The organism is Pseudomonas sp. zfem004 (genome assembly GCF_032621715.1).
Lineage (GTDB): Bacteria > Pseudomonadota > Gammaproteobacteria > Pseudomonadales > Pseudomonadaceae > Aquipseudomonas > Aquipseudomonas sichuanensis.
In genome coordinates this window covers 17495-41193 of the sequence record NZ_JAVYJF010000018.1, presented here as the reverse complement: position 1 = coordinate 41193, position 23699 = coordinate 17495, and the positions used below count along the sequence as shown (strand labels likewise).

Here is a 23699-nt window from a genome sequence, read left to right as displayed (position 1 = left end):
ATGTATTCCAGATCGAGCCCCTCATATCAATCCGGCAGCCTATTGTTTTTCAGTGGGTGCGCGATTTTTTCCTGGCGGCCATGTTCGCCGATAATCGGGTGGAACAGGTTGATCATATCTGCGTGCTCACGACGACCATAAACGTAGTCGATGACACGGCTGAACAGGTAATGCGCCGCATGATAGCTATGGTACTTTTCGACGTATTCACGCCCTGCCCGACCTAGCTCGCTGCGCAAGGCCGAGTCGTTCACCAAGCGTTTGAGCAACTGATAGATATTCTCCGGGCAACCCGAAACGATTGGGCACTCCGAGAGGTACGACCAGCGACGGAAATGCGTCAATGTCGCGTCATTCTCGAAATTCGAGATGACCGGCAACGAGCAGGCCATACCTTCCAACCCGGTCAGCCCGTAGCCGGTCATGTTGAGGTCTTCGACCAGAATGTCGACCTGAGTCTGCATGAGCATGCGAACTTCTTCGTTCTGCCGCCCCTCGATCAGTAGCAACTCGACGTTGCACCCTTCAGCCTTCAATTGCTCGACGGCACTAATTAGAAACTCCGTGCCTTTCACCCCGCGGTGATTGGGCATATGGCCGATCACCACTGGGTCACCGGGCAGCTTGCGCCGCTCGCTGGAAGCCACCCATTTGTCTGTATCGATATGCAAAGCGCTGGGCGTCAGCACATCCCAGCGACCAAAGCCATCCGGCCCCATGTTGCCGATTACCACAGCATCCGCCATGCGGGTCCAGTGCCTGACCCGGGCCTCGATGGCGTCCTGCGCTTTCGCCGCAGCGGGGTAGCTGATCATGAGGCAATGCAGCAGCGACAACGACCGAATATTACGATACACATAGGCATCGCCACCGTACGGCGTGACGATCGTTTTCTTGCGTGCCAAACGCATGATTGCCGATTCCAAAAACTGGAAACGTGTGCCGCCCAATAAAAAACCATCGAAGGAAATAAAGAACACATCGAAACGGCCCAACGCCCACAGAAAAGCGGCAAACTTTCTGAAGCGCGCGGGCAGATGACCGAAGCGCTCATCCAGCAAGCTATCCCAGTCGGAACGCTTGTTGATTTTTGAGTAAAAACCATTGACCAATGTATGCGTGTCATAACCATGAGCACGCAGCGCCGCAGACCAGTACATCAAGTTCAGAATCGGCGTAGTACCAAAAACCAGGCGCTCTTTACCGGGCGTTGGCGCAGGCTGCCTGCGCAACCAGAGCGCGTAGACAAATGCAACGCCGAGAAAGCAGGGCCACATGAGCAATGCAATGCATCTCGACAATGCCAACTTAATCATGAAGCAGATTCCCTTCGTAATGAACCAATACACCGCTACCCTGTTTCTGGAATACCACCATGCTGCCCAAGGCCACGGCATCTACACCCAGGTCGAATGCCTGTTGTATATGTGCGTTGCTACCGGCACCGCCGTGAGCAATCACCGGCACGCTCACATGGGCGACCAAAGATCTCAGCAGTTCCAGATCCAGACCTTGCCAGGAGCCTTCGCGCTCCACCGAGGTGAAGAGGATCTCTCCCGCGCCCAACTCACAAGCCTTTGAAGCCCATTCAATCGGTGTCTGCTGATATTTGCCACGGTGGCCCTTCCAGCGCACCTGAGGGTGGCCAAACAGGTCTTTGTTGACATCAATCGAAATGACGACCGCCTGGGTACCGAATTTTCGAGCCAGGTCGCTTATCAGTTCGGGATTCTCAAGTGCAGCGGTATTGACGGAAACTTTCTCGTAGCCCAGGTCGAAAATTCGTGCTGCCTGGTCAATATTCGTGATTCTGCCGCCGTAGCCCAGAGGCATAAAACACTCGCTGGCCAATTCTTCGAGCAGGCGATAATTAATCGGCTCTTCCACCTGACCAGTACCAATATCCAGCACAATGAGTTCATCCACTTCGAACTCATTGAAAATGCGTGCCGTGTTGCACGGATCGCCAACATAGACAGGGCTCTTGAAATGCCTGGTTTTTACCAGGCTTCCGTCCTGGACCAGCAACGTTGGTATCACTCGTTTTCTAAGCATTACAACCTCATGAAGGACTCAAGAAGCCCCATGCCGAACCGATGGCTTTTCTCTGGATGGAACTGGGCGCCGTAGACGTTGCCGCACTGAACAACGGCGTCGAACTCGATGCCGTGCGTTGCCGTCATGACCGCATGCGAGCGGTCCTCGGTCTGCACATAGTAGGAGTGAACAAAGTAGAAACGTGCCTGCTCGTCGGGACAGTGCAAGTTACCGTTTCCGGTTGGATACACCCGGTTCCAGCCCATGTGCGGCACCTTCAACCCTTCCATGGGCGGAAACTTGCGTGCTCGCATATCGACCCAACCAAGCCCGGGCAACTGGCCTTCTTCGCTGCCAAGCCCAAGCAGCTGCATACCAAGGCATATGCCCAACACCGGCACCTTTTCCACCACTGCCTTGTGCTGTAGAACATCGTACAGACCACGATCATGAATGGCCTGCATGGCCGGGTCGAATGCGCCCACCCCCGGAAGCAGCAACTTGTCCGCCTGCTCGATCACCGCGATATCCTGAGAAACCACCGTGTCAGCGCCAATACGCTTGAACATATTTTTTATGGAGCGCGAGTTGCCAACACCATAATCGACGATCACAATCATTTTTTGGCACCCTTGATCGGGAAGCAATATTTCAAATAAAAACTCATGGGCACCAGGTTTTTTTCGGCCAACATCTTGAACAAGAACCGGCAACGTTCGAAGCGTTTCTTGTAGGTACGAAACTCCCACCACTGCCTTGGCGGTGCTTGCATGATTTCATCGAAGTCGCTATCGGAGAAACCCAAACGCTTTTTCACATAATCGATAAGGTCAGGGTCGTAAGCGGGCGGGCGAGCGTATATCGCCATCGCTTCTTCTCGCGGCATCTTGCCATTACGCGCCAACGCACCCAAGGTCAGATTGCGAAAATCACGCTTGTATTTCACTGGCGAGTAATACGTGTGACTGAACGAAGTAATCCTGTTTTCCAGGTGGTGACCACCGTAGTAGGTCCAACCGAACTGCTTCTGTAAGTAGTCCTGCGCCACTTCCTTGGAGTAATCCAAATACCAGAATGGCCTGACTTTCTGGATACGCGCGCAGCACACCCACCAGACGAAACGCCAGAATGTCATCAAGGGGTAGGTTTTCATCGCGCGCCGACCGAAACGCTGATGCACAGACCGGATAAGGCCACCATCAAAATAGTGACTGCCTACAGGTGAAATACCTTCAGTTACAAAGGAGTGACCCTCGAGGATGTACTTCACTCGATACTTTGCCGCCGCGCGATACATCACCTCAGCCAGCGCCAGATCTGTAGGCGCATCAATGCTAGGAATACCTGAAACAATGAAGGAACGCAGCAAGTCATCCGCTTCCTTGTTATCGAGAACATGCGTGTACAGGTCGATATCCAAGGCACTCAAGACCTTATAGATATTCTGCGTCGCGATTGCCGAGTTCCAGGTATTGTCGTAATGCACCGCCAAAGGGCGAAGGCCCACTTTCTTTGCCCACACCAGCAAATAAGATGAATCCGTTCCGCCACTGACGCCAATGACACAGTCGTACTGCTTGCCTTTGCCATCGCGTTTGATCGCTGCCACGATGTCGTCAATCTTGCGTGCGCCTCGCTCGCCACCGGTACCGTAGTCGACTGTCAATTTCTCCAGCTGACGGCAATAGTTACACACGCCTTCGTGGTCAAAGCTTATATTGGATACTTTTTCGTCGTAAATACAGCGAGTACAAACGTTCATGGCATTCCAGCTTTTTACTTGGAAAAATATGCAACAAAATCATTGACTGTACGCAGACCCTCGATATCAGACTCCGGAACCTCACGCCCCGTGTAGGCCTGAATCTCGAGCAAAACATTAAACATGTCGAGGCTGTCCAGCCCATAGACTTCACGCAACGACTGATCATTATCAGTGATGGTCGACACATCAACACTCACACCGGCCTCTTTCAACAGCTCTTTAACTTTATCTGCGTTCATCACTTATCACTCTTTTTTGTCAATAATGCGGTTGCCCATGACAACCCGACCCCGAAGCCAGACACCAGCACCTTCTGCCACCCTGCCTGGTCAAGGCGGTGCTCCAGCAACAGCGGAATACTTGAAGACACTGTATTTCCAACCTGTTGAATGTCTTTTACAAACCGATCCGACACTTCAGGAAAGCGCTTACTGATCGTATCGATAATTGCGTAACTGCCTTGATGCAGGCAATACGCGTCCACGTCGTCCGCCTGCCACCCGGCCTGCGTCAACAGCGCCTTGATCTCGGCAGGTATCCGCGTCGCGGCAAAGTTGAATACGGCTCGACCATCCATATGCAGTACGTCGTTCTCGACACAGAGACTTTCCCGGCCCCGGCCATCCGTACCGAAACTCATGGCCCCCAGCTGCCAGGCAGCGTCCTCTGCCAACCAGGTGGCAGTCGCAGCGTCACCAAACAGCATCGCCGTCACGGCGTCGTTATCGTCGATGATCTTCGAATAAGGGTCAGCCGTGACCAGTACACCATTGTGCAGGCCGACCTGGCGCATGAAGCCCGCCAGCATGTAGAGGCCATACACATAACCAGAGCAGCCCAGGGAAAGATCAAACGCGGCGACCCGGGTTTCCAGCCCCAGCTTCGCCTGAACGATAGCGGCTGTATGTGGCAGGCCAGCACCATCACCATTCTGCGTGACCACGACAATCGCATCGATCTGCTCACGGCTTAGCTGTGGATTGCGCGCCAACAGATTCTCGACCGCTTGCACGGCAAGATCGGACGTTTCCTGATCAGCCGCCTTTCTGGGAAGGCGAAGGGCGCCGACCTTGTTTTCGATGAAGTCGGCCGACTTATCGAACCGTACGGCCTGCTCGACATTGTCTAGCGCACCTTCAGGCACATAACTGGCAATGCTCTTGATGCCGATCATTCAGGGTTTTCCAACGATGAAGCGAATAGTTCCGACCATTACATCGTCCAACCAGATTTCATTAACGCTCATTCGCCCGTGCAAAATAGATTTCTGCACAATCTTGATGATACCAGCGGGAACGAGCGGCTGATCCAGATTGAGCTGACCGAACAACCACTTCCCATCGATATTCGGGGCCAACGCATAACTCAGTCTCTTTGTCAGCGCAATCACGTATTCAATCGGCGTAACCGAATCGCCGGACTGCATGCTGATCAACTTCTCCTCGGGCTTCAGGCTGGAGGTGCTCAGCACAGCCTCCTCATCGAAAGGATAACGCCCGATAACTTCTTCGTCTCGCTCATACAACCAGAAACCGTGTCGCTGCCCATCCGCGGTCGAAATATTCCCCGTCGCCACTACCTGCATGGAAGTCTGACTTTCGAATGCAAGCACACAATGGCGCCGGGTCAGATTTCGAAATACGAGAAGCGAAACGAATCCATCGCTGAACATTTCTCTGGCGAGCCCCTCCACGCCGTTGAAGATATCGCCGCCTTGGATGTAGTTGCGCTCACCTTTGAACTCAAAATCCAGATTGATCATCGTACACACCTGGCCGGGTTGCCCATCCATACAGAGTCTGTTTCGGTATTGCGCATCACTGCCGCGCCCGCCGCCAGGACACTGAACGCCCCCACCTGCAGCCCATCGATCACCACGCTGTTCGGCCCAGCATGAGCGCCCCGCAACAACCGCGCGCACCCACACAACGTGGCATTTGGGCCAAGGTAGGCGAAATCTTCCATCACCGTGTCATGCCCAAGGTTTGCTCCCGCGCGAACCGTGGCATAACGCCCGATCTTTGTACCCGGCTGGCAGGTCACATGGGAGGCGATCAGGGCCCCTGGCTGGATGATCACATCCGAGGCAATGGTGGCGGTTGGATGAATCAGGCTCACCAGGCGCTCGTCCGGAATCGCGAACGATTCAATCAGCTCGCTGCGCTGACGCATCTGGCCAACCTTGTGCAAACACACGTGAAAGACATGCGAGTCATCCAGCGTTCGCCAATCGCGGGTACCACCGAGCACTGGTGCTCCGTGAATCAGATCACCCACCGACAGCGCGTCATTCAGATAACCAGCAAGACGGATGGCGATGCCGGCCTGAGCCATGTCATGAATGACACCCGCTGCAACCAGGCCATCACCATGCCCACCGAGAACGACTACATTGATCATGCGTGGAAACCCTTCAAATAAGCGTCGAAGCTAAGCAGCGACCAGATCAGCAAACGCCGGTTGTTCTGGCCAGACAAATGCTCGTTGAGCAACTTGGTAACCGAGCCTTTGTCCAGATACTCGTATATGCCGTGATCGGAAGACAACAGGCGGTTCTTGACGAACTCGATGCTATCGCCTTTGAACCAACTGGCATCCGGCGCCGAAAAGCCTTGTTTGTCGGCCTTGGAAATATCCTGGGGAATATAACGCCCCATGACATCCCGCAAGATCTGCTTGCCGTCGTTGGTTTTCTCAAAGTACTTGCTGGCCTTGCGCCCCGGCTCGTTTTCATTCAGCCGCACGACGTCCGCGAGATTGTTGAGCTTCAGGCGCACCGGGCAACGCATGGTGAAATCCACCAGGTCGTTGTCAAGGAACGGCACCCTGCTCTCCAGGCCGTGAGCCATGCTGAGCTTGTCTTCCACCACCAGCAGGCCATGCAGGAATGTCTTGGCCTCGAAATACAGCGAGTGGTTGATGTAATCCTCGGGGGAGTAGAGGTTATCGGCATGGTGCTTGAACACATCACGGAAAATATCGCGTGTCCACACATGCTTCACATCCCCCCAGATCGGGGCGAATACCTGCTTGATTTCGCTGTTGGGGATCAGTCGCTGCCAGAACTGATAATACTTGTCGATGTAATGCTCGAAGTCGTCATTGACCACGGCACGGTAGTAACGCCAGGGATAGCCACCGAACAGCTCGTCACCACCTGCGCCAGACATCACGACCTTGACGAACTTCGAAGCCAGCTGTGCGGCATAGTAGTTGGGGTAGCTCTGACCGACCCGCGGCTCTTCCAGGTGCCAAGCCAACTTGGGCAACACCCGCTCCATGTCCCCAGCCTTGAGCACCATTTCATAATGTTCAGTCTTGAAGTGGTAAGACATGTACTCCGCTTTGCTGCGCTCATCGAAGTTCATCTCGATGCCGGAAGCCGAGTTCAGGTCGAAACCACAGGTGAACGTTTTCATGTACGGGTAGGAGCGCGCTGCCAGGGCCGTGATGGACCCCGAATCCATGCCGCCGCTGAGGTAGCTGCCAAGTTCCACATCGGTGACCAGCTGACGATTGACCGCTTGTTTGAACAGGCGGTCGAGCTCTTCGCGATACTCCTCATCGCTGATGTCATGCTCTGGCTCACGGAAGTCGAAGTCCCAGTACTGGGTCATCTCCAGTTGCGGCGACTTGCGCTTGAGATCCAGCACGGCATAGTGCCCGGCCGGCATCAGCTTCACATCGTTGAGCAGCGTCTTATCGGTGAAGATGTTCTGGAACGTGAAATATTCGAGCAGCGCTTCCTTGTCGAGGCTGCGCTTGAATTCGGGGATGGCGAGAATCGCCTTCTGCTCGGAGCCAAAGGCCAGGGTCTGGCCCTGCAACGAATAGTAGAGCGGTTTGATGCCATAACGGTCACGGGCCAGCAGCAAGGTCTGCTCCTGACGGTCCCACAAGGCCAGCCCAAACATACCGTTGAAGCGCTCGAGGGCTTTCGTGCCCCAGGCGATCAACGCATTGAGGACAACCTCGGTATCCGTGCGGGAGCGGAACTGATAGCCCAACGACTCCAGTTCTGTACGCAACTCACGGAAGTTGTAGACCTCACCGTTGTAGGCCATCACATAACGCTGGGACACCGAGGCAATCGGCTGATGCCCGGCCGGCGACAGGTCGATGATCGCCAGGCGACGATGCCCCAGCCCGACATTCCCTTCGATCCAGTGCCCTTCGCCATCCGGCCCGCGATGAGCGATTGCATCCGTCATGCGCTGCAGGACAACCGGGGAAACCGGGTTGTTGTTGAGATGAATGAGGCCGGTGATGCCACACATGCGTTTTACTGCTCCTGAAATTCGTGAAGGCGGCGGTCCGGAAGCCTCCCTGCTCCCGGACCGCCGCCTCGGATAGTGCGCCCCGGTCTACCGCCGGGGATATGCCTGACTGTCAGCCCAATTGGCGAATCGCCTCGACGACATAGGCATAGTCTTCAGCAACCATCCGGTTGTGCAGCGGAATCGCCATGCTGTGATCGTTGCAGTCACGCGCCGCCGGGAAGTCTTCCGGCTTGAGGTCGAAACGGTCACGATAGTACGCCAGCATGTGCACCGCGTGGGTGCCCGGGCGGGTAGCGATACCCTTGGCCTGGAGGATCTCCATCATCTCGTTGCGCGGCATTGGCGCCTTGGCCGGGTCGACATACAGCACGAACGCCTGCCAGCCGTGACGCCCGCCTTCCGGGACGGTCGGCAGGCGCAGCCATTCGATGCCCGCCAGCTGCTCGCAGTAGTACTGGGCCCACTGCTCACGCTCATCGATGAAGCCGTCGAGCTTGGCCAGCTGCACCAGGCCGACCGCACCCTGCAGGTCGGTCATGCGGTAGTTGAAGCCGAGCAAGTTGAACTCTGGCAGCAGGTACGGGCGCGGGCCATGGTGACGCTGCTCTTCAGAGAGCGACGCACCGTGGTTGCGCAACTGGTTCATCTGTTCGGCCAATTCTGCGTTGGCGGTGGTGACCATGCCGCCCTCGCCCGTGGTGACCGACTTGCGCGGGTGGAACGAGAATGCAGCGACATCACCCAGGCTACCTGCCGGGCGCCCTTTCCAGCTGGCACCTGCGGCGCAGGCGGCGTCTTCGACGATGGCCACCGACGGCGGCAGCGCGGCACGCAGGGTGTCGATGTCCAGGCAACGGCCGAACAGATGCACGGCAATCACTGCGCGGGTCTTGTCGCTGACCTTGGCCTTGACCTGCTCGAGGTCGAGGTTGAAGGTCTGCGGGTCGACGTCGATGAATACCGGGGTAGCACCGCAGTACAGCACGACGTTGGCGGTGGCGACCCAGGTGAACGCCGGGACAATTACCTCGTCACCCGGGCCAATGCCCAGGCCGGCCAGCGCCAGGTGCAGGCCGGTGGTGCAGGAGGTGACCGCCAAGGCGTGGGGCACCTGATGACGCTCGGCAAAGGCTTTTTCGAAAGCGGCGACTTTCGGCCCCTGGGTCAACCAGCCGCTCATCAGCGGTTCGCGAGTGGCCTGCCACTCTTCTTCACCAGTGCACGGCAGCGAGATGGCGATATTGCGCTTTTCCATCGAACTCACTCCGCCCCGTTCTCTGCACGCCAGTCGATCAGTTTCTGCAGGCCTTCACGCAGTTCGTACTTGTAAGTGAAGCCCAGGTCGTTGGTGGCCTTTTTCGGGCAGCCGATGCGGTTCTGCACCATGCGGCGGGCATCATCGGCACTGTAAGGACGGTATTGCACTTTCAGTTCGGACTGCTTGAGGTCGAGGATGGTGTCGCACAGTTCCTTGATGCTGGTCTGCACGCCGGTACCGACGTTATAGAACTGGTCGGTGACTTCCGATTCCAGGGCGCGGACGTTGCAGCGAGCGACGTCTTCAACATAGATGAAGTCGTAAGCCTGGGTACCGTCGCCGTTGATGACCGGGCCTTCGTTGGCGTCGATCTTGTTCAGCATGATCGGGATTACGCCAGTGTAGGCGGCGGTCTGGTCCTGGTGCGGGCCGTAGACGTTCATGTAGCGCAGGCCGACGTAGCTCAGGCCGAAGCGGTCATGGTAGGCATGGCACATGGCTTCGCCGGCGATCTTGGTGGCGCCGTAGAAGTTGCGGTTGTTGAACGGGTGGTCTTCGGTCATCGGCACCTGCACGGCGTCGCCGTACACCGAAGCCGACGAGGAGTAGACCAGGCGCTTGATGTTGTTGTTCACGCAGGCTTCGAGCACGTTGAAGGTGCCTTCGATGTTCACGTGGAACGCGGTGCGCGGGAAGTCCTTGCAGTGCAGCAGCCACATCGCGGCCAGGTGGATGACGCCATCCATGCCTTTCATGGCATCGTTGAGCAGATCGATCTCACGAATGTCGCCACCGTGCGGGTACATGGTGCAACGTGGGTCTTTCAGCTGCTCGGCGACATTGCTGAGCTTGCCGCGGGCCAGGTTGTCGTAGATGACGACCTGCTCTGCGCCTTCCTTGAGCAGCTCGGAAACCACGAAGCTGCCGATGAAACCTGCGCCACCGATGACGAGGATCTTGGAACCTTGGACTTTCACGGGGGTGTACTCCTTTAAATACGGGTGGCGGCCGCCAGTGCAGCGCAGATAGCTTGCTGGTCGGTCTCGGTAAGATAAGGGTGCATCGGCAGGCTCATGACCTTGCGGGCGATCGCATCACCGACTGGCAGGCTGGCCTGCTCGTCCTTGACCGCCGGCTGCTGATTGAGCGGGATCGGGTAATGCACGGCCGTTGGTACGCCGGCCTGCTTGAGCTGCTCCTGGACGCTGTCGCGGGCTTCGACCTGGACGGTGTACTGGGCCCATGCACAGGTGTTGCCTTCGGCGATGAATGGCGCGGCAATCCCCTGCTGCTCGAGCAGCTGCGCATAGCGCTCGGCGACCTGCTGGCGCTGTTGCAGCTCGGTCTCGAAAATTTCCAGCTTGGGCAGCAGAATCGCCGCCTGCAGGGTGTCCAGACGGCTGTTCACCCCAACACGGATGTGGTGATAACGGCGATCCTGGCCGTGTCGGGCGATCTGGCGCAGCACCTTTGCCAGCTCATCGTCATTGGTGAAGATCGCGCCGCCATCGCCGTAGCAGCCCAGGGGCTTGCTCGGGAAGAAGCTGGTGCAGGCGACGGTGGTCAGGTTGCACGAACGCTTGCCGTTGTAACTGGCGCCGAAGCTCTGCGCGGCATCCTCGATGACCGGAATACCGTGCTTGGCGGCAATGGCATTGATCGCATCGTAGTCGGCGCACTGGCCATACAGGGAAACCGGGATGATCGCCTTGGTACGGGGCGTGATGGCCGCCTCCAGCTTCGCCGGGTCGAGGTTGTAGGTACGTGGGTCGACATCCACATAGACCGGCTTGGCGCCCAGCAGCGCAACGGTCTCTGCCGTTGCGATGTAGGTGAAGCCTGGCGTGATGACTTCATCGCCCGGGCCGATGCCGAACGCCATCTGGACGATCTGCAAGGCATCGGTACCGTTGGCGCAACTGATGCAGTGCTTGCTGCCGACAAATGCGGCCAGGCGCTCTTCCAGCTCGGCCACTTCCGGGCCGAGAATATATTGACCGTGGGACAGGACGCGCTGGATACCCGCGTCGATCTTGTCTTTGATGATGGCCTGCTGGGCCTTCAAATCGATGAACTCGATCATTGTTCGCTCTCCTTGGCGAGCACCTTGCCATTCAATACGTAGTTTGCACCGCTGTGCTCGCACACCGCGCGCCCCTGACCTTCGAGGGGCAGTTCCAGCTGTTCGCCATACTCGCTCATCCAGCCGATCTGACGTGCCGGCACACCCACCATCAAGGCGTAGGCCGGCACGTCCTTGTTGATAACCGCACCAGCGCCCACAAAGGCGTACTCGCCAATGGTCACACCACAGACGATGGTGCAGTTGGCACCCAACGTAGCCCCTTTGCGTACCAGCGTGTTGCGGTATTCGCTTTTGCGCTCGATCAGCGAACGCGGATTGTACACATTGGTGAACACCATGCTCGGCCCACAGAACACGCCCTCTTCGAGGGTGACGTTGTCATAGACCGAGACATTGTTCTGGACTTTGCAGTGATCGCCGATCACCACCTTGTTGCCCACGAACACGTTCTGGCCCAAGGAAACGCCAGCACCGATCCTGGCACCGCCGCAAACGTGTACGAAATGCCAAACGCGGGAATCCTTACCGATCTGCGCGCCTTCATCCACAATGGCAGTGGCATGCTGATAATGGTTCATGGCTCAGAGCTCTTGTTCGCAATTAACTGTTTGAATACCTGCCTGAACTGGCCTGCCGCAAAATGGCCGTACTCACGCGCGCCCATCTGATTGAGGTGGTGATTGTCCAGGTAAATCAAGGAACCGTTGTAATAAGGGGCCTGCTTGAACAGCTCGGCATCGGACATGTCGATGAAGCTCACGCCCGGGATGCCATTTGCAATCTGCCTGATCGTGGCGTTCGCCGACCGCCAGCTGTCATTCTCCACCACGTGCACGGGCATCCCAAGCTCATGGAAGCGCCGCAGGCGCAGCGGGTTCGAAACAAACATCGGCACCTGGGCCAACACGACAATTGCCTTGCCTTGCTGACTGGCGCTGCGCAGGAACGCTTCGAAGCCCTCGAGAAAAGCCGGGCTCTGCACCTGGAATTGCCACATGCCGGCAATGACGACATTCTGCATGTTCGGCAGATCAGCCGCGACCACGCTCATCTGCGCCTTGCACCCTGGCTGAGCCCACCCTGCCAGTCGCTCGACATCGAAGCCCGGGAATGGCACGCAGTTGCTCGAACTGATCAGGCGGTAGGCCGTGCCAAGCTCATTGCCCACTTCATCGAAGAAGAAGTTCAGCTGGGCAGCATGGCTGTCGCCTATGACCAGCGCAGAAACCGGTTCATCCGCACGGCCTCGCTTGCATTCGCCCACCAACGTACCGTGGCAGATCTGCTCATCGGGTGCGTAGGTTGTCATCTCCACCGGCAAGGGTGCCAGCATGCGCTCGTTCAGCAACCTTGCACCCATCGCCGAAAGTACCAGCACGCCCAGGGCCAGCGCCCACTTCGGCAACTGACGACGAATGCGCCCGGATGCCCGGACCGGCAACTCGACAAACCGGTACGATAGCCAGGCGAGCGATAGCGCGGCCAACAGGAACACCGCAAGCCACGTACCCGACAGGACGTACTCCCCGGTGTAGTAGCGGATGAACGCCAGAACCGGCCAATGCCACAGATACAACGAGTACGAAATACCACCGACCCAGACCAAGGGTGCGCAAGCCAGCAGGCTGCTGACTGGCCCTCGACGCGCCGCGATCAACATCCCCGCACCCAGGCAGGGCAGCATGGACCAGAAGCCGGGGAAGTAGGAGCGGTCGACCAGCCACAGGCTACTGCCCAGCACGAGCGCACCAAGCAACCCCAGCAGTACCGAAACCGGCAATGGCAGTTCGCGATCACGCAGCGCCAGCATGATCGCAGCGCCGACCAGGAACTCGGGCACTCGCGCAAGCAGCGAGAAGTACAGCGCGCCATCGGTGTTGTCACCAAGCACGCGAATGCCACTCCAGCCGAACAACGCCAGTGCTGCCACAACGAAGACAGGCAACCGCCAGGCGCGGGGCAACAGGATGACTAACAGCGGGAAGAACAGATAGAACTGCATCTCGATGGCCAGCGACCAGGTATGCAGCAAGGGCAGTTCATGTGCCTGAGGGGCAAAGTAACTGCCAAAATCCGCGAAATAACGATTACTGGTAAACAGCAATGATGATTTCAGGCTTTTGAAGAACAGGGAAAAATCAGCGGGCAGGAAGAAAATCGCCGCCCCGACGCAGACAATCAGCAACATGGCCAGGTAAGCGGGCAGGATTCGCTTGATACGGCTGGCATAGAATGCGCCGAGTTCGACCTTTGCACCGCGCTCAGTCAACAACGCCGTGATGATGAAACCCGAAATGACGAAAAATACGTCAACACCGACGAAACCGGCCTTCAGCCAGGCTGCGTTGGCGTGATAGACCAAAACGGCCAGCACCGCGACCGCGCGCAAGCCCTGGATATCCAGTCTGATGCTGTTCTGCGAGCGCCCCGGGAAGCCGGCGCCTGGGATTGTCGGTTTTGCGTTTGACACGTTGACTCACGGCCCTGTAGAGGAACGTCTCTGGAATCGGGTGGCCAATACCGGCCACCCGTCACTCATCGATCAGCGCAGCAGCGCGTGAACGAATGGATGACCTTCCTGATCCATCGGCGCTTCAATCTTCGCCGAACGAATCGTGTTCACCGTTTCCACGCAGTGGCGGGCATCTTCGATGCCGTAACCGCGGCCGGCCAGGATTTCCTGGTAGCTGGTGGTGTGCAGATCGGTGAAGCCTTCGGAGAACTCCATTTCGTCACCGTCCACGGTGATGGAACGGTAAGTCGGCTTCTTGCCCTTGACCGACTCGGGAAGGTCATTGGCATCGATCGACAGGAACCAGCGCACACGTGCCTTCTCGTACTCCAGGTAACCGGCAGCCTTGAAGTCGTTGGCGAAGTGCACCACGTTGCGCTGCAGCTTGCCGAAGATGAAGTGCAGCATGTCGTAGAAGTGCACGCCGATATTGGTGGCAACACCGTAGGACTTGCGCGGATCGCCTTTCCAGCTCTCCATGTACCACTTGCCACGGGAGGTGATGTAGGTCAGCTCGACGTCGTACTTGCCGTCACGCTGTTCGCGGGCGACTTTTTCCTTGAGGTCGAGAATGGCCTGGTGGTGGCGAAGCTGCAGGATGTTGTAGACACGCTTACCGGTTTCCCGCTCTACCTGTGCCAGCTCATCGAGCACTTCTGGCGTCGGCACCAGCGGCTTCTCGCAAATCACATCGCAGCCCAGGCGCAGGCCGGCAGCGATATGTGCATGGTGCAGGTAGTTGGGCGAGCAAACGGACACGTAGTCCAGTGCCGTGGCTGGGTCGCGCTTGAGCCGCCAGGCATGCTCGTTGAAGCGCTCGAACTCGGTGAAGAATTCGCTCTGTGGCGACAGGCTATCGATGATACCGACCGAGTCGTTGATATCGTACGCAGACACCAGCTCGTTGCCGGTGTCCTTGATGGCACGCATGTGGCGTGGCGCGATATAGCCAGCAGCACCAATGAGGGCAAAACGTTTCACTGCAACACTCCTGTCATCAGGCTTTGATGATATGGGCTTCTGGTGCACGGTATTTACCGCGGCTATCGACGACCAACTTGGCATGCTGACGGATCAGTTCGTAATCGAACTTGTCGTGGTCGGTGGCCAATACCACGGCGTCGAAGGCCGCCAGATTCTCTGCGGTCAACGCGACGCTGGAAAGGTCGAAATGATGTTCGCGCATCTTCGGGAACACCGGCACGTGCGGATCGCTGTAGGCAACCTGGCAACCCTTGGCTTCCAGCAGCTCCATGATCTCGACGGACGGCGACTCACGCATGTCATCGACGTTCTTCTTGTAGGCGATACCCAACACCAGCACCTTGCTGCCATTGAGCGCCTTGGCCTTGTTGTTCAGGCCATCCATCAGTTTGGTCACAACATATTCAGGCATGGCCTGGTTGACTTCACCCGACAGTTCGATGAAACGCGTGTGCAGGCCATACTCACGTGCTTTCCAGGTCAGGTAGAAGGGGTCGATCGGGATGCAGTGACCACCCAGGCCGGGGCCTGGATAGTAGGCGGTGAAGCCGAATGGCTTGGTAGCCGCGGCATCGACCACTTCGAAGATGTCGATACCCATGCGATCAGCGACGACCTTCATTTCGTTGACCAGGCCGATGTTGACCGCACGGTGGATGTTTTCCAGCAACTTGGTCATCTCTGCAGCCTTGGTCGAGCTGACCGGTACGACCTGGTCGATGGCCTGCTCGTACATGGCGATACCTACTTCCAGGCACGCCGGCGTGTGGCCGCCGATCACCTTGGGAATGGTACGGGTTTCGAAGTTCGGGTTACCCGGATCTTCGCGCTCGGGCGAGTACACCAGGAAGATGCTTTCGCCCACGACCAGGCCACCTTCCTGAACACGCGGCAGCAGTTCTTCTTCGGTAGTGCCTGGATAGGTGGTGCTCTCCAACGACACGACCTGGCCAGCACGCAGGTAGGGCTTGATCGCTTCGGTCGTGTTGATGACGAAGCTCATGTCGGGTTCGCGGTACTTGTTCAGCGGCGTCGGCACGCAGAGGATCAGGGCGTCGCACTCGGCCACACGCTTGAAGTCGGTAGTGGCTTCAAAACCACTGTTTCGGGCGGCAGCGATGCTCTGGGCAGGGATATGCTCGATATAGCTCTTACCCGCATTCAGGCTGGCAACCTTGCCTTCATCGATATCGATACCCAGCACACGATAGCCAATCGCGTTATAGCGCAGCATCAAGGGCAGGCCTACGTAACCCAGCCCGACAATCCCTATCAGCGCATCCTTGCCCTTGAATTTGGCGATGCTCGCCTGCTTGATAACCGACATATCGATGAAACTCCCCTTCTCTAACACTAATACGGTGTATGCAGTGCCAGGCATTTGCCTGGCACTGTCGATGAACTTATTGCTTGCCGCGGTCGGTATCGCTATCGGCCCACGCGCCGGAATGCACAAACTTCTCAGGCTTTAACATCGCCTTTACAGGCCCCTCAAGGCCGCAAGGTCAACTCGGCAACCTCGACAGCCCAAGACGGAAACGGCGCATTATGCCCGTTCTGAGCCGGGTTGGCTTCTGAAAATGCACTGCCGATAATCGTCTGGTCGGGTTTCCCCCGAAAAAATGAGGCAAATAGCCATTATTCTTCCTGATCACTCTGCGCAACCACGACCTCCACCGCATGACCAACCTCCGCGTGACGCGCGCTCAAGGCTCGCACCAGGGCGCGCTTGGCACCAGCCTCTCCGTGCACGAGCACCACGCGCCTGGCCGGATCGCCACGCCCCATGGCAAAGCGCACCAGCTCTTGCTGATCTGCATGCCCGGAGTACCCAGCCAAGGTCATTACCTTGGCGCGAATTTCGTACAACCGCCCATCCAGATCGATCGACACGAAACCCTCGGCCCCCTCGCTGGCCTGGATTACCGCCCCTGGCGTACCTTTGGCCTGATACCCGACGAACATGACCTCATGGCGCGCATCCCCGAGCATGGCCTTGAGGTAATTGACGATTCGCCCACCCGAACACATACCATTGCCCGCGATCACGATGGCCGGGCGACCGGTACTCTTGAGGTAATTGACGACCTGCTGATGTTGGGCATGGGAGTCGACCGTGATGAGCTGGCGAAACCCCAGCGGATCACGCCCCTGAACCAGGCGCTCCCTGGCCTCGGAACGCCAGAATTGATGCAACTCCCTGTACACACGGGTAACCCGCTGAGCCTGCGGAGAATCGAGAATCACAGGCAGATGGGACCAGCCAGGGAAGTCACCAGCGACCTCGTCGGCCGGCTTGTTCAACAGATTCTTGTGATGGAGCAGATCCTCCAGCTCATAGAGCAACTCCTGAGTCCTGCCAAGACTGAAAGCAGGGATCAGAATCGTACCCTGATCAATCAATGCACGATCAACAGCCGCTTCCAGCTGCTGACGCCGCCCACTGCGATCCGGATGCAAGCGATCTCCATAGGTGCTTTCCAGCACCAGAACATCGGCGCGCTCGGGCGGCAGCAACGGGCGCAACAAAGGATTGCCGCAGGCCCCCAGATCACCCGAGAAGACCACTCGAGTACTGCTGCCATCCAGTTCCACCTCGCACTCGATATACGCCGAGCCAAGCAGATGCCCTGCCCGCTGAAGCCGGATACTGCAACACAGCGCCGGACGCTCGACCACCACCTGCCAGTGCTCGAACGGCACCGGGACAATATGCTGCTGCAGAAATGCCACATACCGAGCCACCTGCCCGGGCTCACTACTGACCCCAAGCCTGTACGCGTCCTCCAGGACGATCGGCAACAACCTGGCCGACGGCTCACTGCAATAGATGGGGCCACGAAAACCCGCCGCAAAAAGGGCGGGGATGCGACCGACGTGATCAAGATGAACATGGGTGACGATCAAGGCCTGGATGCCGGAGACATCGAAGCCGAGCGTGGCGCTACTCACCCCAGGTGCGACATCCACACCTTGCTCCAGCCCACAATCAATCAGCAGGCTGGTGGCAGGATCAAGATGAAGCCGATGACAGGAGCCGGTTACCCCGCGGGTACCGCCATGATGGGAGATCGAGGGAAAGTGCATTCTGCTGGGTCCTTCGGCAGCCTTGGAAGAAGTGACCCATTAATCCACCCCTTCAACAGACTACATAGAACACGAACAGGACGCCTGCTGTGAGACAAGTCTCAGTTATCGGAAAGCATTTCCCTGCGCACAGATGCACGGATCTTGCGCTTGCCGCGCATCAGGCCGTAGGCCCCGAGCAGAGGCCCCACCGCCAGCCCGAGCACCAGGGCAGCCAGCACCAGCACCGCAACCGGCATCGCCGGCGCCGACCAGCCGAACAACACCAGAGCCACCGACTGCTGGTTCTCCAGCACGAAGAACACCACCACCGCCGCCAACAGCAGCACGAACAGCACCACCAAGGCGCGCTTGAGGTTACGCATCAGAGTGTTCCTTGCATTCAGATAGGTTCGTGCTCGTCTTCATTGACGCGATCCCGCAGCTCTTTGCCCGGTTTGAAGTGCGGCACGAATTTGCCTTCGAGGCTGACCGACTGGCCGGTCTTGGGGTTGCGGCCTACACGCGGAGCGCGGTAGTGCAAAGAGAAGCTGCCGAAGCCGCGAATCTCGATGCGATCCCCGGTCGCCAGGCACTGCGACATCTGCTCAAGCATGGTCTTGATGGCCAACTCGACGTCCTTGGACGAGAGCAGCCCCTGATGGGTGACAATACGTTCGATCAGCTCCGACTTCGTCATATTTTTCCCTTCGTTATCAAGCAGCTAGATCATTGCTTAATCAGGTTGTAGCACGCTCCGGAACATTTGAACAGGGTAGTTCTTGACTAAAAGAAAAAATTCAAGATAAGGCCACAACACGCCTGAGCCGCGATTACCGACAACCCAGGGCGCAAGCAGCTGAAACTGCAGGCATGAAAAAGGGCGACCGAAGTCGCCCTTTTTCTTACCGATCAAACAGAACTCAGTTCTGCTTGGCCATTGCTTCGCGCAGCAGCGCAGCCATGGTGGTATCGGCAGCCGCTTCCGGAGCGTTTTTCAGGCTCTGGATGGCTTCGCGCTCTTCAGCATCGTCCTTCGACTTGATGGACAGGCTGATGACACGGGACTTGCGGTCGACGCTGATGATCTTGGCTTCGATCTCTTCGCCTTCCTTCAGCACGTTACGGGCGTCTTCAACGCGGTCACGGCTGATTTCGGAAGCCTTCAGAGTAGCTTCGATGTCGTCGGCCAGGGTCACGATAGCGCCCTTGGCGTCAACTTCCTTGACGATACCTTTGACGATAGCGCCCTTGTCGTTGATCGAAACGAAGTTGGAGAACGGATCGTCCTCCAGCTGCTTGATGCCCAGGGAGATGCGCTCGCGCTCTGGGTCGACCGACAGGATGACGGTTTCCAGCTCGTCGCCCTTCTTGAAGCGACGCACGGCTTCTTCGCCGGCTTCGTTCCAGGAGATGTCGGACAGGTGAACCAGACCGTCGATGCCGCCGTCCAGGCCGATGAAGATACCGAAGTCGGTGATCGACTTGATGGTACCGGTGATCTTGTCACCCTTGTTGAACTGGCCGGAGAAGTCTTCCCATGGGTTGGACTTGCACTGCTTGATGCCCAGGGAGATACGACGACGCTCTTCGTCGATGTCCAGAACCATGACTTCCACTTCGTCGCCAACCTGAACGACTTTCGACGGGTGGATGTTCTTGTTGGTCCAGTCCATTTCGGAAACGTGTACCAGGCCTTCAACGCCTTCTTCCAGCTCAGCGAAGCAGCCGTAGTCGGTCAGGTTGGTAACGCGAGCGGTGACGCGGGTGCTCTCTGGGTAACGGGCTTTGATAGCAACCCATGGGTCTTCACCCAGTTGCTTCAGACCCAGCGAAACGCGGTTGCGCTCGCGATCGTACTTCAGGACCTTGACGTCGATCTCGTCGCCAACGTTGACGATCTCGGACGGGTGCTTGATACGCTTCCAGGCCATGTCGGTGATGTGCAGCAGACCATCGACGCCGCCCAGGTCAACGAACGCACCGTAGTCGGTGAGGTTCTTGACGATACCTTTGACCTGCTGGCCTTCCTGCAGCGATTCCAGCAGAGCTTCGCGCTCGGCGCTGTTTTCGGCTTCCAGGACGCTGCGACGGGAAACGACAACGTTGTTGCGCTTCTGGTCCAGCTTGATGACCTTGAATTCCAGCTCTTTGCCTTCGAGGTGGGTGGTGTCGCGCACTGGGCGGACATCAACCAGGGAGCCCGGCAGGAACGCACGGATGCCGTTAACGTCGACAGTGAAGCCGCCTTTAACCTTACCGTTGATAACGCCCTTGACCACTTCTTCAGCAGCGAAAGCAGCTTCCAGAACAATCCAGCACTCAGCGCGCTTGGCTTTTTCACGGGACAGCTTGGTTTCGCCGAAGCCGTCTTCGACCGCGTCCAGCGCAACGTGAACTTCGTCACCGACCTTGATGGTCAGTTCGCCAGCTTCGTTGTAGAACTGCTCGAGCGGGATGACACCCTCGGACTTCAGGCCAGCGTGTACGGTAACCCAGTCGCCGTCGATGTCGACAACGATACCGGTGATGATGGCACCCGGCTGAAGATTGAGGGTTTTCAGGCTTTCTTCAAAGAGTTCTGCAAAGCTTTCGCTCATTTTAATTCCTGTAGATTCGGGCGAAAAAGACGCCCATAGCCACATTCCAGACAATGTGGGTTTCGTTAAGTTAAGAAGTGCTGACAGGACGTTGACTGGTGCCCCTGCCCGCTCTCCTCTCCATCAGACCAAGTCGCGCAGGGCGAGCTCGCTTCTGATGCGTTGCAGCACCTGCTCGATGGACAACTCCGTGGAATCCAGCTGGATCGCATCGGCCGCCGGCTTGAGCGGGGCCACTGCGCGCTGGGTGTCGCGCTCATCGCGCGCACGGATCTCATCTAGCAGACTCGACAGACTAACATCTTCGCCCTTGCCCTTCAACTGCAGGTAACGGCGACGGGCACGCTCCTCGGCACTGGCGGTGAGGAACACCTTCAACGGCGCGTCCGGGAACACCACCGTGCCCATGTCACGGCCATCGGCGATCAGCCCGGGCGCTTCGCGGAAAGCCCGCTGGCGCTGCAGCAGCGCCTCACGCACCGCCGGCAGCGAGGCGACCATCGAGGCGCCAGCACCAACCGTTTCGGTACGGATGACGTTGCTGACATCCTCACCTTCGAGAATGATCTGCTGCAGCTTGCCAGGCTCGGCGGCGATGAACTGCACATCCAGATGGGCCGCCAGCGCCTTGAGCAGCTCTTCATTGGTCAGGTCGACACCATGGTTGCTGGCATTGAATGCCAGCAGGCGATACAAGGCGCCGGAGTCGAGCAGACGCCAGCCCAGCTCACGGGCCAGCAGCCCTGCGACCGTACCCTTGCCCGAGCCGCTCGGCCCGTCGATGGTGATGACCGGCGCTTGCGAATTCACGACTTGCCCTCTTCTGCGACGCGAATACCGACTTCCTTGCACAGTGCCAGGAAGTTGGGGAACGACGTGGCGACGTTGGCGCAGTCATGAATGACGATCGGAGCAGTGGCGCGCAGCGATGCAACGCTGAAAGCCATGGCGATACGGTGGTCACCGTGACCGTGCACTTCACCGCCGCCGATCTGGCCGCCGTCGATGATGATGCCGTCAGGGGTAGGCTCGCACTTCACGCCCAGGGTGATCAGGCCATCAGCCATCACCTGGATGCGATCCGATTCCTTGACCCGCAGCTCTTCGGCACCGCGCAGCACGGTACGCCCTTCGGCGCAGGCGGCAGCGACGAACAGCACCGGGAACTCGTCGATGGCCAGCGGCACCAGCTCTTCAGGGATGTCGATGCCCTTGAGCTTGGCGCCACGCACACGCAGGTCGGCCACCGGTTCGCCGCCGACTTCACGCTGGTTTTCCAGGGTGATGTCGCCGCCCATCAGGCGCAGGATGTCGATCACGCCGGTACGGGTGGGGTTGATGCCGACATGCTCCAGAACCAGCTCGGAACCTTCGGCGATCGAAGCGGCCACCAGGAAGAACGCTGCGGAAGAGATGTCCGCCGGCACCTCGATGCGGGTCGCGGTGAGCTTGCCACCCGACTGCAGCGAGGCGACCGGGCCGTTCGACGCAACCGAGTAGCCGAAGCCACGCAGCATGCGCTCGGTGTGGTCACGAGTCGGGGCCGGCTCGGTGACGGTGGTGGTGCCTTCGGCGTACAGGCCCGCCAGCAGCAGGCAGGACTTAACCTGGGCACTCGCCATCGGCAGCGTGTAGGTCAGGGCCTTGAGCTTGGCGCCGCCACGGATGGTCAGCGGCGGACGCCCTTCCGGGCCGGTTTCGACCACGGCGCCCATTTCGCGCAGCGGGTTGGCCACGCGGTTCATCGGGCGCTTGGACAGCGAGGCATCGCCGGTCATGGTCACGTCGAACGGCTGGCCGGCCAGCAGGCCCGAGAGCAGGCGCATCGAGGTACCAGAGTTACCGACATAGAGCGGGCCAGGTGGCGGCTTCAGGCCGTGCAGCCCGACTCCGTGAATGGTCACGCGGCCATGTTGCGGGCCCTCGATGACCACACCCATGTCACGGAACGCCTGCAGGGTGGCAAGCGCGTCTTCACCTTCGAGGAAGCCTTCGACTTCGGTGGTGCCTTCGGCCAGGGAGCCGAGCATGATCGAACGGTGGGAAATCGATTTGTCGCCCGGTACGCGAATCCGTCCGGATACGCGGCCACCAGGTTGGGCCAGGAAAATCAGGTCGTTGGCGTTCATAGCGTCCACATAGGCCCGGCGGGCAAGGATTTTACTGAAATGCTCGCGGGCAACCCGGGCGCGGGTGAATACACCCAGCAGTTGGTGCCCGTCTCCAGCATCGACCGCGTCGCGCAAGGCGTCGAGGTCGCTGCGAAATGTATCGAGGGTACGCAGGACCGCTTCCCGGTTGGCGAGGAAGATGTCATGCCACATGATCGGGTCGCTGCCGGCGATTCTCGTGAAATCGCGGAAGCCCCCCGCAGCGTACCGGAAGATGTCCAGGTTTTCATTGCGCTTGGCCAGCGAGTCGACCAGGCCGAATGCCAGCAGGTGCGGCAGGTGACTGGTGGCAGCCAGCACTTCGTCGTGACGCTCCACCGGCATGTGCTCGACATCGGCGTCCAGCGCGCGCCACAGCCGATCGACCAGGACCAAGGCCGCGGGGTCGGTTTCAGCCAATGGCGTGAGGATGACCTTGTGCCGGCGGAACAGCGCGGCATTGGAAGCCTCCACCCCGCTCTGCTCGGAACCGGCAATCGGATGCCCCGGGACAAAGCGCGACAGCCCTGCGGCGAAGGCCTCACGGGCGGCGCGCACCACATTGCCCTTGGCGCTGCCGACATCGGTGATGACCGCATCGCCAAGGTCGAGCTGCGCCAAGCGCGCCAGAACCTTCTCCATGGCCAGGATCGGTACGGCCAGCTGAATCACGTCGGCACCGACACAGGCCGCAGCCAGGTCGGCTTCACAGCGATCGACCACACCCAGCACTACCGCCTGCTTGCGCGATTCGGCATCCAGATCGACACCGACCACTTCGCGGCACAGGCCGCTTTCACGCAGGCCTTTGGCGAAAGAGCCACCGATCAGGCCGAGGCCGACGACGACCAGGCGACCGATAAGCGGGGTGGATTTATTTGTTACGGCATCTACCACGAGTGCGAACCCTGTTCAGAAATCAAGACAGTCTGTGAGGCCCATCGCGGGGCAAGTCGCATCG

22 protein-coding genes are annotated in these 23699 nt (G+C 58.5%); all 22 read right to left on the bottom strand.

Features of this window, described 5'->3' with window-relative positions; genetic code table 11:
- Nucleotides 1–26: 26 nt before the first annotated feature.
- Nucleotides 27–1316 carry a glycosyltransferase family 4 protein gene (locus RTH46_RS19145; RefSeq protein WP_153786942.1) on the bottom strand — a complete coding sequence of 430 codons (1290 nt, stop codon included), beginning with the start codon at nucleotides 1314–1316 and terminating at the stop codon, nucleotides 27–29.
- Entirely contained in the window at nucleotides 1309–2055 is a 747-nt protein-coding gene (locus RTH46_RS19140) for a HisA/HisF-related TIM barrel protein (RefSeq protein WP_279847218.1), read from the bottom strand. The genes RTH46_RS19145 and RTH46_RS19140 overlap by 8 nt, the downstream gene beginning before the upstream one ends.
- Entirely contained in the window at nucleotides 2055–2657 is a 603-nt protein-coding gene (hisH, locus tag RTH46_RS19135) for an imidazole glycerol phosphate synthase subunit HisH (RefSeq protein WP_153786944.1), read from the bottom strand. The genes RTH46_RS19140 and hisH overlap by 1 nt, the downstream gene beginning before the upstream one ends.
- Nucleotides 2654–3799 carry an N-acetyl sugar amidotransferase gene (locus tag RTH46_RS19130; RefSeq protein WP_316906362.1) on the bottom strand — a complete coding sequence of 382 codons (1146 nt, stop codon included), beginning with the start codon at nucleotides 3797–3799 and terminating at the stop codon, nucleotides 2654–2656. The genes hisH and RTH46_RS19130 overlap by 4 nt, the downstream gene beginning before the upstream one ends.
- Nucleotides 3800–3813: 14 nt before the next feature.
- Nucleotides 3814–4041, bottom strand: a complete 228-nt coding sequence (locus RTH46_RS19125; RefSeq protein WP_258705941.1) for an acyl carrier protein — start codon at nucleotides 4039–4041, stop codon at nucleotides 3814–3816.
- Nucleotides 4041–4976 carry a ketoacyl-ACP synthase III gene (locus tag RTH46_RS19120; protein WP_316906361.1) on the bottom strand — a complete coding sequence of 312 codons (936 nt, stop codon included), beginning with the start codon at nucleotides 4974–4976 and terminating at the stop codon, nucleotides 4041–4043. Before RTH46_RS19120 ends, RTH46_RS19125 begins: the two co-directional genes overlap by 1 nt.
- Nucleotides 4977–5564, bottom strand: a complete 588-nt coding sequence (locus tag RTH46_RS19115; RefSeq protein ID WP_316906360.1) for a hypothetical protein — start codon at nucleotides 5562–5564, stop codon at nucleotides 4977–4979.
- Entirely contained in the window at nucleotides 5561–6202 is a 642-nt protein-coding gene (locus RTH46_RS19110; RefSeq protein WP_316906359.1) for a hypothetical protein, read from the bottom strand. Before RTH46_RS19110 ends, RTH46_RS19115 begins: the two co-directional genes overlap by 4 nt.
- Nucleotides 6199–8079, bottom strand: a complete 1881-nt coding sequence (asnB, locus tag RTH46_RS19105; RefSeq protein ID WP_153786950.1) for an asparagine synthase (glutamine-hydrolyzing) — start codon at nucleotides 8077–8079, stop codon at nucleotides 6199–6201. Before asnB ends, RTH46_RS19110 begins: the two co-directional genes overlap by 4 nt.
- A gap of 112 nt (nucleotides 8080–8191) precedes the next feature.
- Nucleotides 8192–9337, bottom strand: coding sequence for a DegT/DnrJ/EryC1/StrS family aminotransferase (locus RTH46_RS19100; RefSeq protein ID WP_153786951.1), 1146 nt, complete (start codon nucleotides 9335–9337; stop codon nucleotides 8192–8194).
- A 5-nt stretch (nucleotides 9338–9342) separates the two neighbouring features.
- The gene (locus tag RTH46_RS19095) at nucleotides 9343–10317 is read right to left on the bottom strand and encodes an SDR family NAD(P)-dependent oxidoreductase (RefSeq protein WP_153786952.1); all 975 of its coding nucleotides are present in this window, start codon (nucleotides 10315–10317) and stop codon (nucleotides 9343–9345) included.
- 14 nt (nucleotides 10318–10331) lie between these two features.
- Nucleotides 10332–11423, bottom strand: coding sequence for a DegT/DnrJ/EryC1/StrS family aminotransferase (locus RTH46_RS19090; protein WP_279847213.1), 1092 nt, complete (start codon nucleotides 11421–11423; stop codon nucleotides 10332–10334).
- Nucleotides 11420–12004 carry a UDP-2-acetamido-3-amino-2,3-dideoxy-D-glucuronate N-acetyltransferase gene (wbpD, locus tag RTH46_RS19085; RefSeq protein ID WP_153786954.1) on the bottom strand — a complete coding sequence of 195 codons (585 nt, stop codon included), beginning with the start codon at nucleotides 12002–12004 and terminating at the stop codon, nucleotides 11420–11422. Before wbpD ends, RTH46_RS19090 begins: the two co-directional genes overlap by 4 nt.
- Entirely contained in the window at nucleotides 12001–13896 is a 1896-nt protein-coding gene (locus tag RTH46_RS19080; protein ID WP_316906358.1) for an acyltransferase family protein, read from the bottom strand. Before RTH46_RS19080 ends, wbpD begins: the two co-directional genes overlap by 4 nt.
- A 72-nt stretch (nucleotides 13897–13968) precedes the next feature.
- Nucleotides 13969–14919, bottom strand: coding sequence for a UDP-N-acetyl-2-amino-2-deoxy-D-glucuronate oxidase (wbpB, locus tag RTH46_RS19075; RefSeq protein ID WP_316906357.1), 951 nt, complete (start codon nucleotides 14917–14919; stop codon nucleotides 13969–13971).
- Nucleotides 14920–14935: 16 nt separating this feature from the next.
- Nucleotides 14936–16249, bottom strand: a complete 1314-nt coding sequence (gene wbpA, locus RTH46_RS19070) for a UDP-N-acetyl-D-glucosamine 6-dehydrogenase (RefSeq protein ID WP_371923699.1) — start codon at nucleotides 16247–16249, stop codon at nucleotides 14936–14938.
- 311 nt (nucleotides 16250–16560) lie between these two features.
- Nucleotides 16561–18009: an MBL fold metallo-hydrolase gene (locus RTH46_RS19065; RefSeq protein WP_316906356.1), complete on the bottom strand. Its 1449-nt coding sequence runs from the start codon at nucleotides 18007–18009 to the stop codon at nucleotides 16561–16563.
- Nucleotides 18010–18110: 101 nt separating this feature from the next.
- The gene (locus tag RTH46_RS19060) at nucleotides 18111–18374 is read right to left on the bottom strand and encodes a lipopolysaccharide assembly protein LapA domain-containing protein (protein ID WP_153786957.1); all 264 of its coding nucleotides are present in this window, start codon (nucleotides 18372–18374) and stop codon (nucleotides 18111–18113) included.
- Nucleotides 18375–18391: 17 nt separating this feature from the next.
- Nucleotides 18392–18688, bottom strand: a complete 297-nt coding sequence (ihfB, locus tag RTH46_RS19055; protein WP_110992525.1) for an integration host factor subunit beta — start codon at nucleotides 18686–18688, stop codon at nucleotides 18392–18394.
- A gap of 223 nt (nucleotides 18689–18911) precedes the next feature.
- Nucleotides 18912–20588 carry a 30S ribosomal protein S1 gene (gene rpsA / locus RTH46_RS19050; protein WP_110992524.1) on the bottom strand — a complete coding sequence of 559 codons (1677 nt, stop codon included), beginning with the start codon at nucleotides 20586–20588 and terminating at the stop codon, nucleotides 18912–18914.
- Nucleotides 20589–20711: 123 nt separating this feature from the next.
- Entirely contained in the window at nucleotides 20712–21398 is a 687-nt protein-coding gene (cmk, locus tag RTH46_RS19045) for a (d)CMP kinase (RefSeq protein WP_110992523.1), read from the bottom strand.
- On the bottom strand, nucleotides 21395–23635 hold the full coding sequence (locus tag RTH46_RS19040) for a bifunctional prephenate dehydrogenase/3-phosphoshikimate 1-carboxyvinyltransferase (protein ID WP_153786958.1): 2241 nt from the start codon (nucleotides 23633–23635) through the stop codon (nucleotides 21395–21397). The genes cmk and RTH46_RS19040 overlap by 4 nt, the downstream gene beginning before the upstream one ends.
- Between the last annotated feature and the right edge of the window lie 64 nt (nucleotides 23636–23699).

Coding starts and splice junctions, on each gene's coding strand:
- RTH46_RS19145 (WP_153786942.1), bottom strand. CDS start 1,316: ATGATTAAGTTGGCATTGTCGAGATGCATTGCATTGCTCATGTGGCCC.
- RTH46_RS19140 (WP_279847218.1), bottom strand. CDS start 2,055: ATGCTTAGAAAACGAGTGATACCAACGTTGCTGGTCCAGGACGGAAGC.
- hisH (WP_153786944.1), bottom strand. CDS start 2,657: ATGATTGTGATCGTCGATTATGGTGTTGGCAACTCGCGCTCCATAAAA.
- RTH46_RS19130 (WP_316906362.1), bottom strand. CDS start 3,799: ATGAACGTTTGTACTCGCTGTATTTACGACGAAAAAGTATCCAATATA.
- RTH46_RS19125 (WP_258705941.1), bottom strand. CDS start 4,041: ATGAACGCAGATAAAGTTAAAGAGCTGTTGAAAGAGGCCGGTGTGAGT.
- RTH46_RS19120 (WP_316906361.1), bottom strand. CDS start 4,976: ATGATCGGCATCAAGAGCATTGCCAGTTATGTGCCTGAAGGTGCGCTA.
- RTH46_RS19115 (WP_316906360.1), bottom strand. CDS start 5,564: ATGATCAATCTGGATTTTGAGTTCAAAGGTGAGCGCAACTACATCCAA.
- RTH46_RS19110 (WP_316906359.1), bottom strand. CDS start 6,202: ATGATCAATGTAGTCGTTCTCGGTGGGCATGGTGATGGCCTGGTTGCA.
- asnB (WP_153786950.1), bottom strand. CDS start 8,079: ATGTGTGGCATCACCGGCCTCATTCATCTCAACAACAACCCGGTTTCC.
- RTH46_RS19100 (WP_153786951.1), bottom strand. CDS start 9,337: ATGGAAAAGCGCAATATCGCCATCTCGCTGCCGTGCACTGGTGAAGAA.
- RTH46_RS19090 (WP_279847213.1), bottom strand. CDS start 11,423: ATGATCGAGTTCATCGATTTGAAGGCCCAGCAGGCCATCATCAAAGAC.
- wbpD (WP_153786954.1), bottom strand. CDS start 12,004: ATGAACCATTATCAGCATGCCACTGCCATTGTGGATGAAGGCGCGCAG.
- wbpA (WP_371923699.1), bottom strand. CDS start 16,249: ATGTCGGTTATCAAGCAGGCGAGCATCGCCAAATTCAAGGGCAAGGAT.
- RTH46_RS19065 (WP_316906356.1), bottom strand. CDS start 18,009: ATGCACTTTCCCTCGATCTCCCATCATGGCGGTACCCGCGGGGTAACC.
- RTH46_RS19060 (WP_153786957.1), bottom strand. CDS start 18,374: ATGCGTAACCTCAAGCGCGCCTTGGTGGTGCTGTTCGTGCTGCTGTTG.
- ihfB (WP_110992525.1), bottom strand. CDS start 18,688: ATGACGAAGTCGGAGCTGATCGAACGTATTGTCACCCATCAGGGGCTG.
- rpsA (WP_110992524.1), bottom strand. CDS start 20,588: ATGAGCGAAAGCTTTGCAGAACTCTTTGAAGAAAGCCTGAAAACCCTC.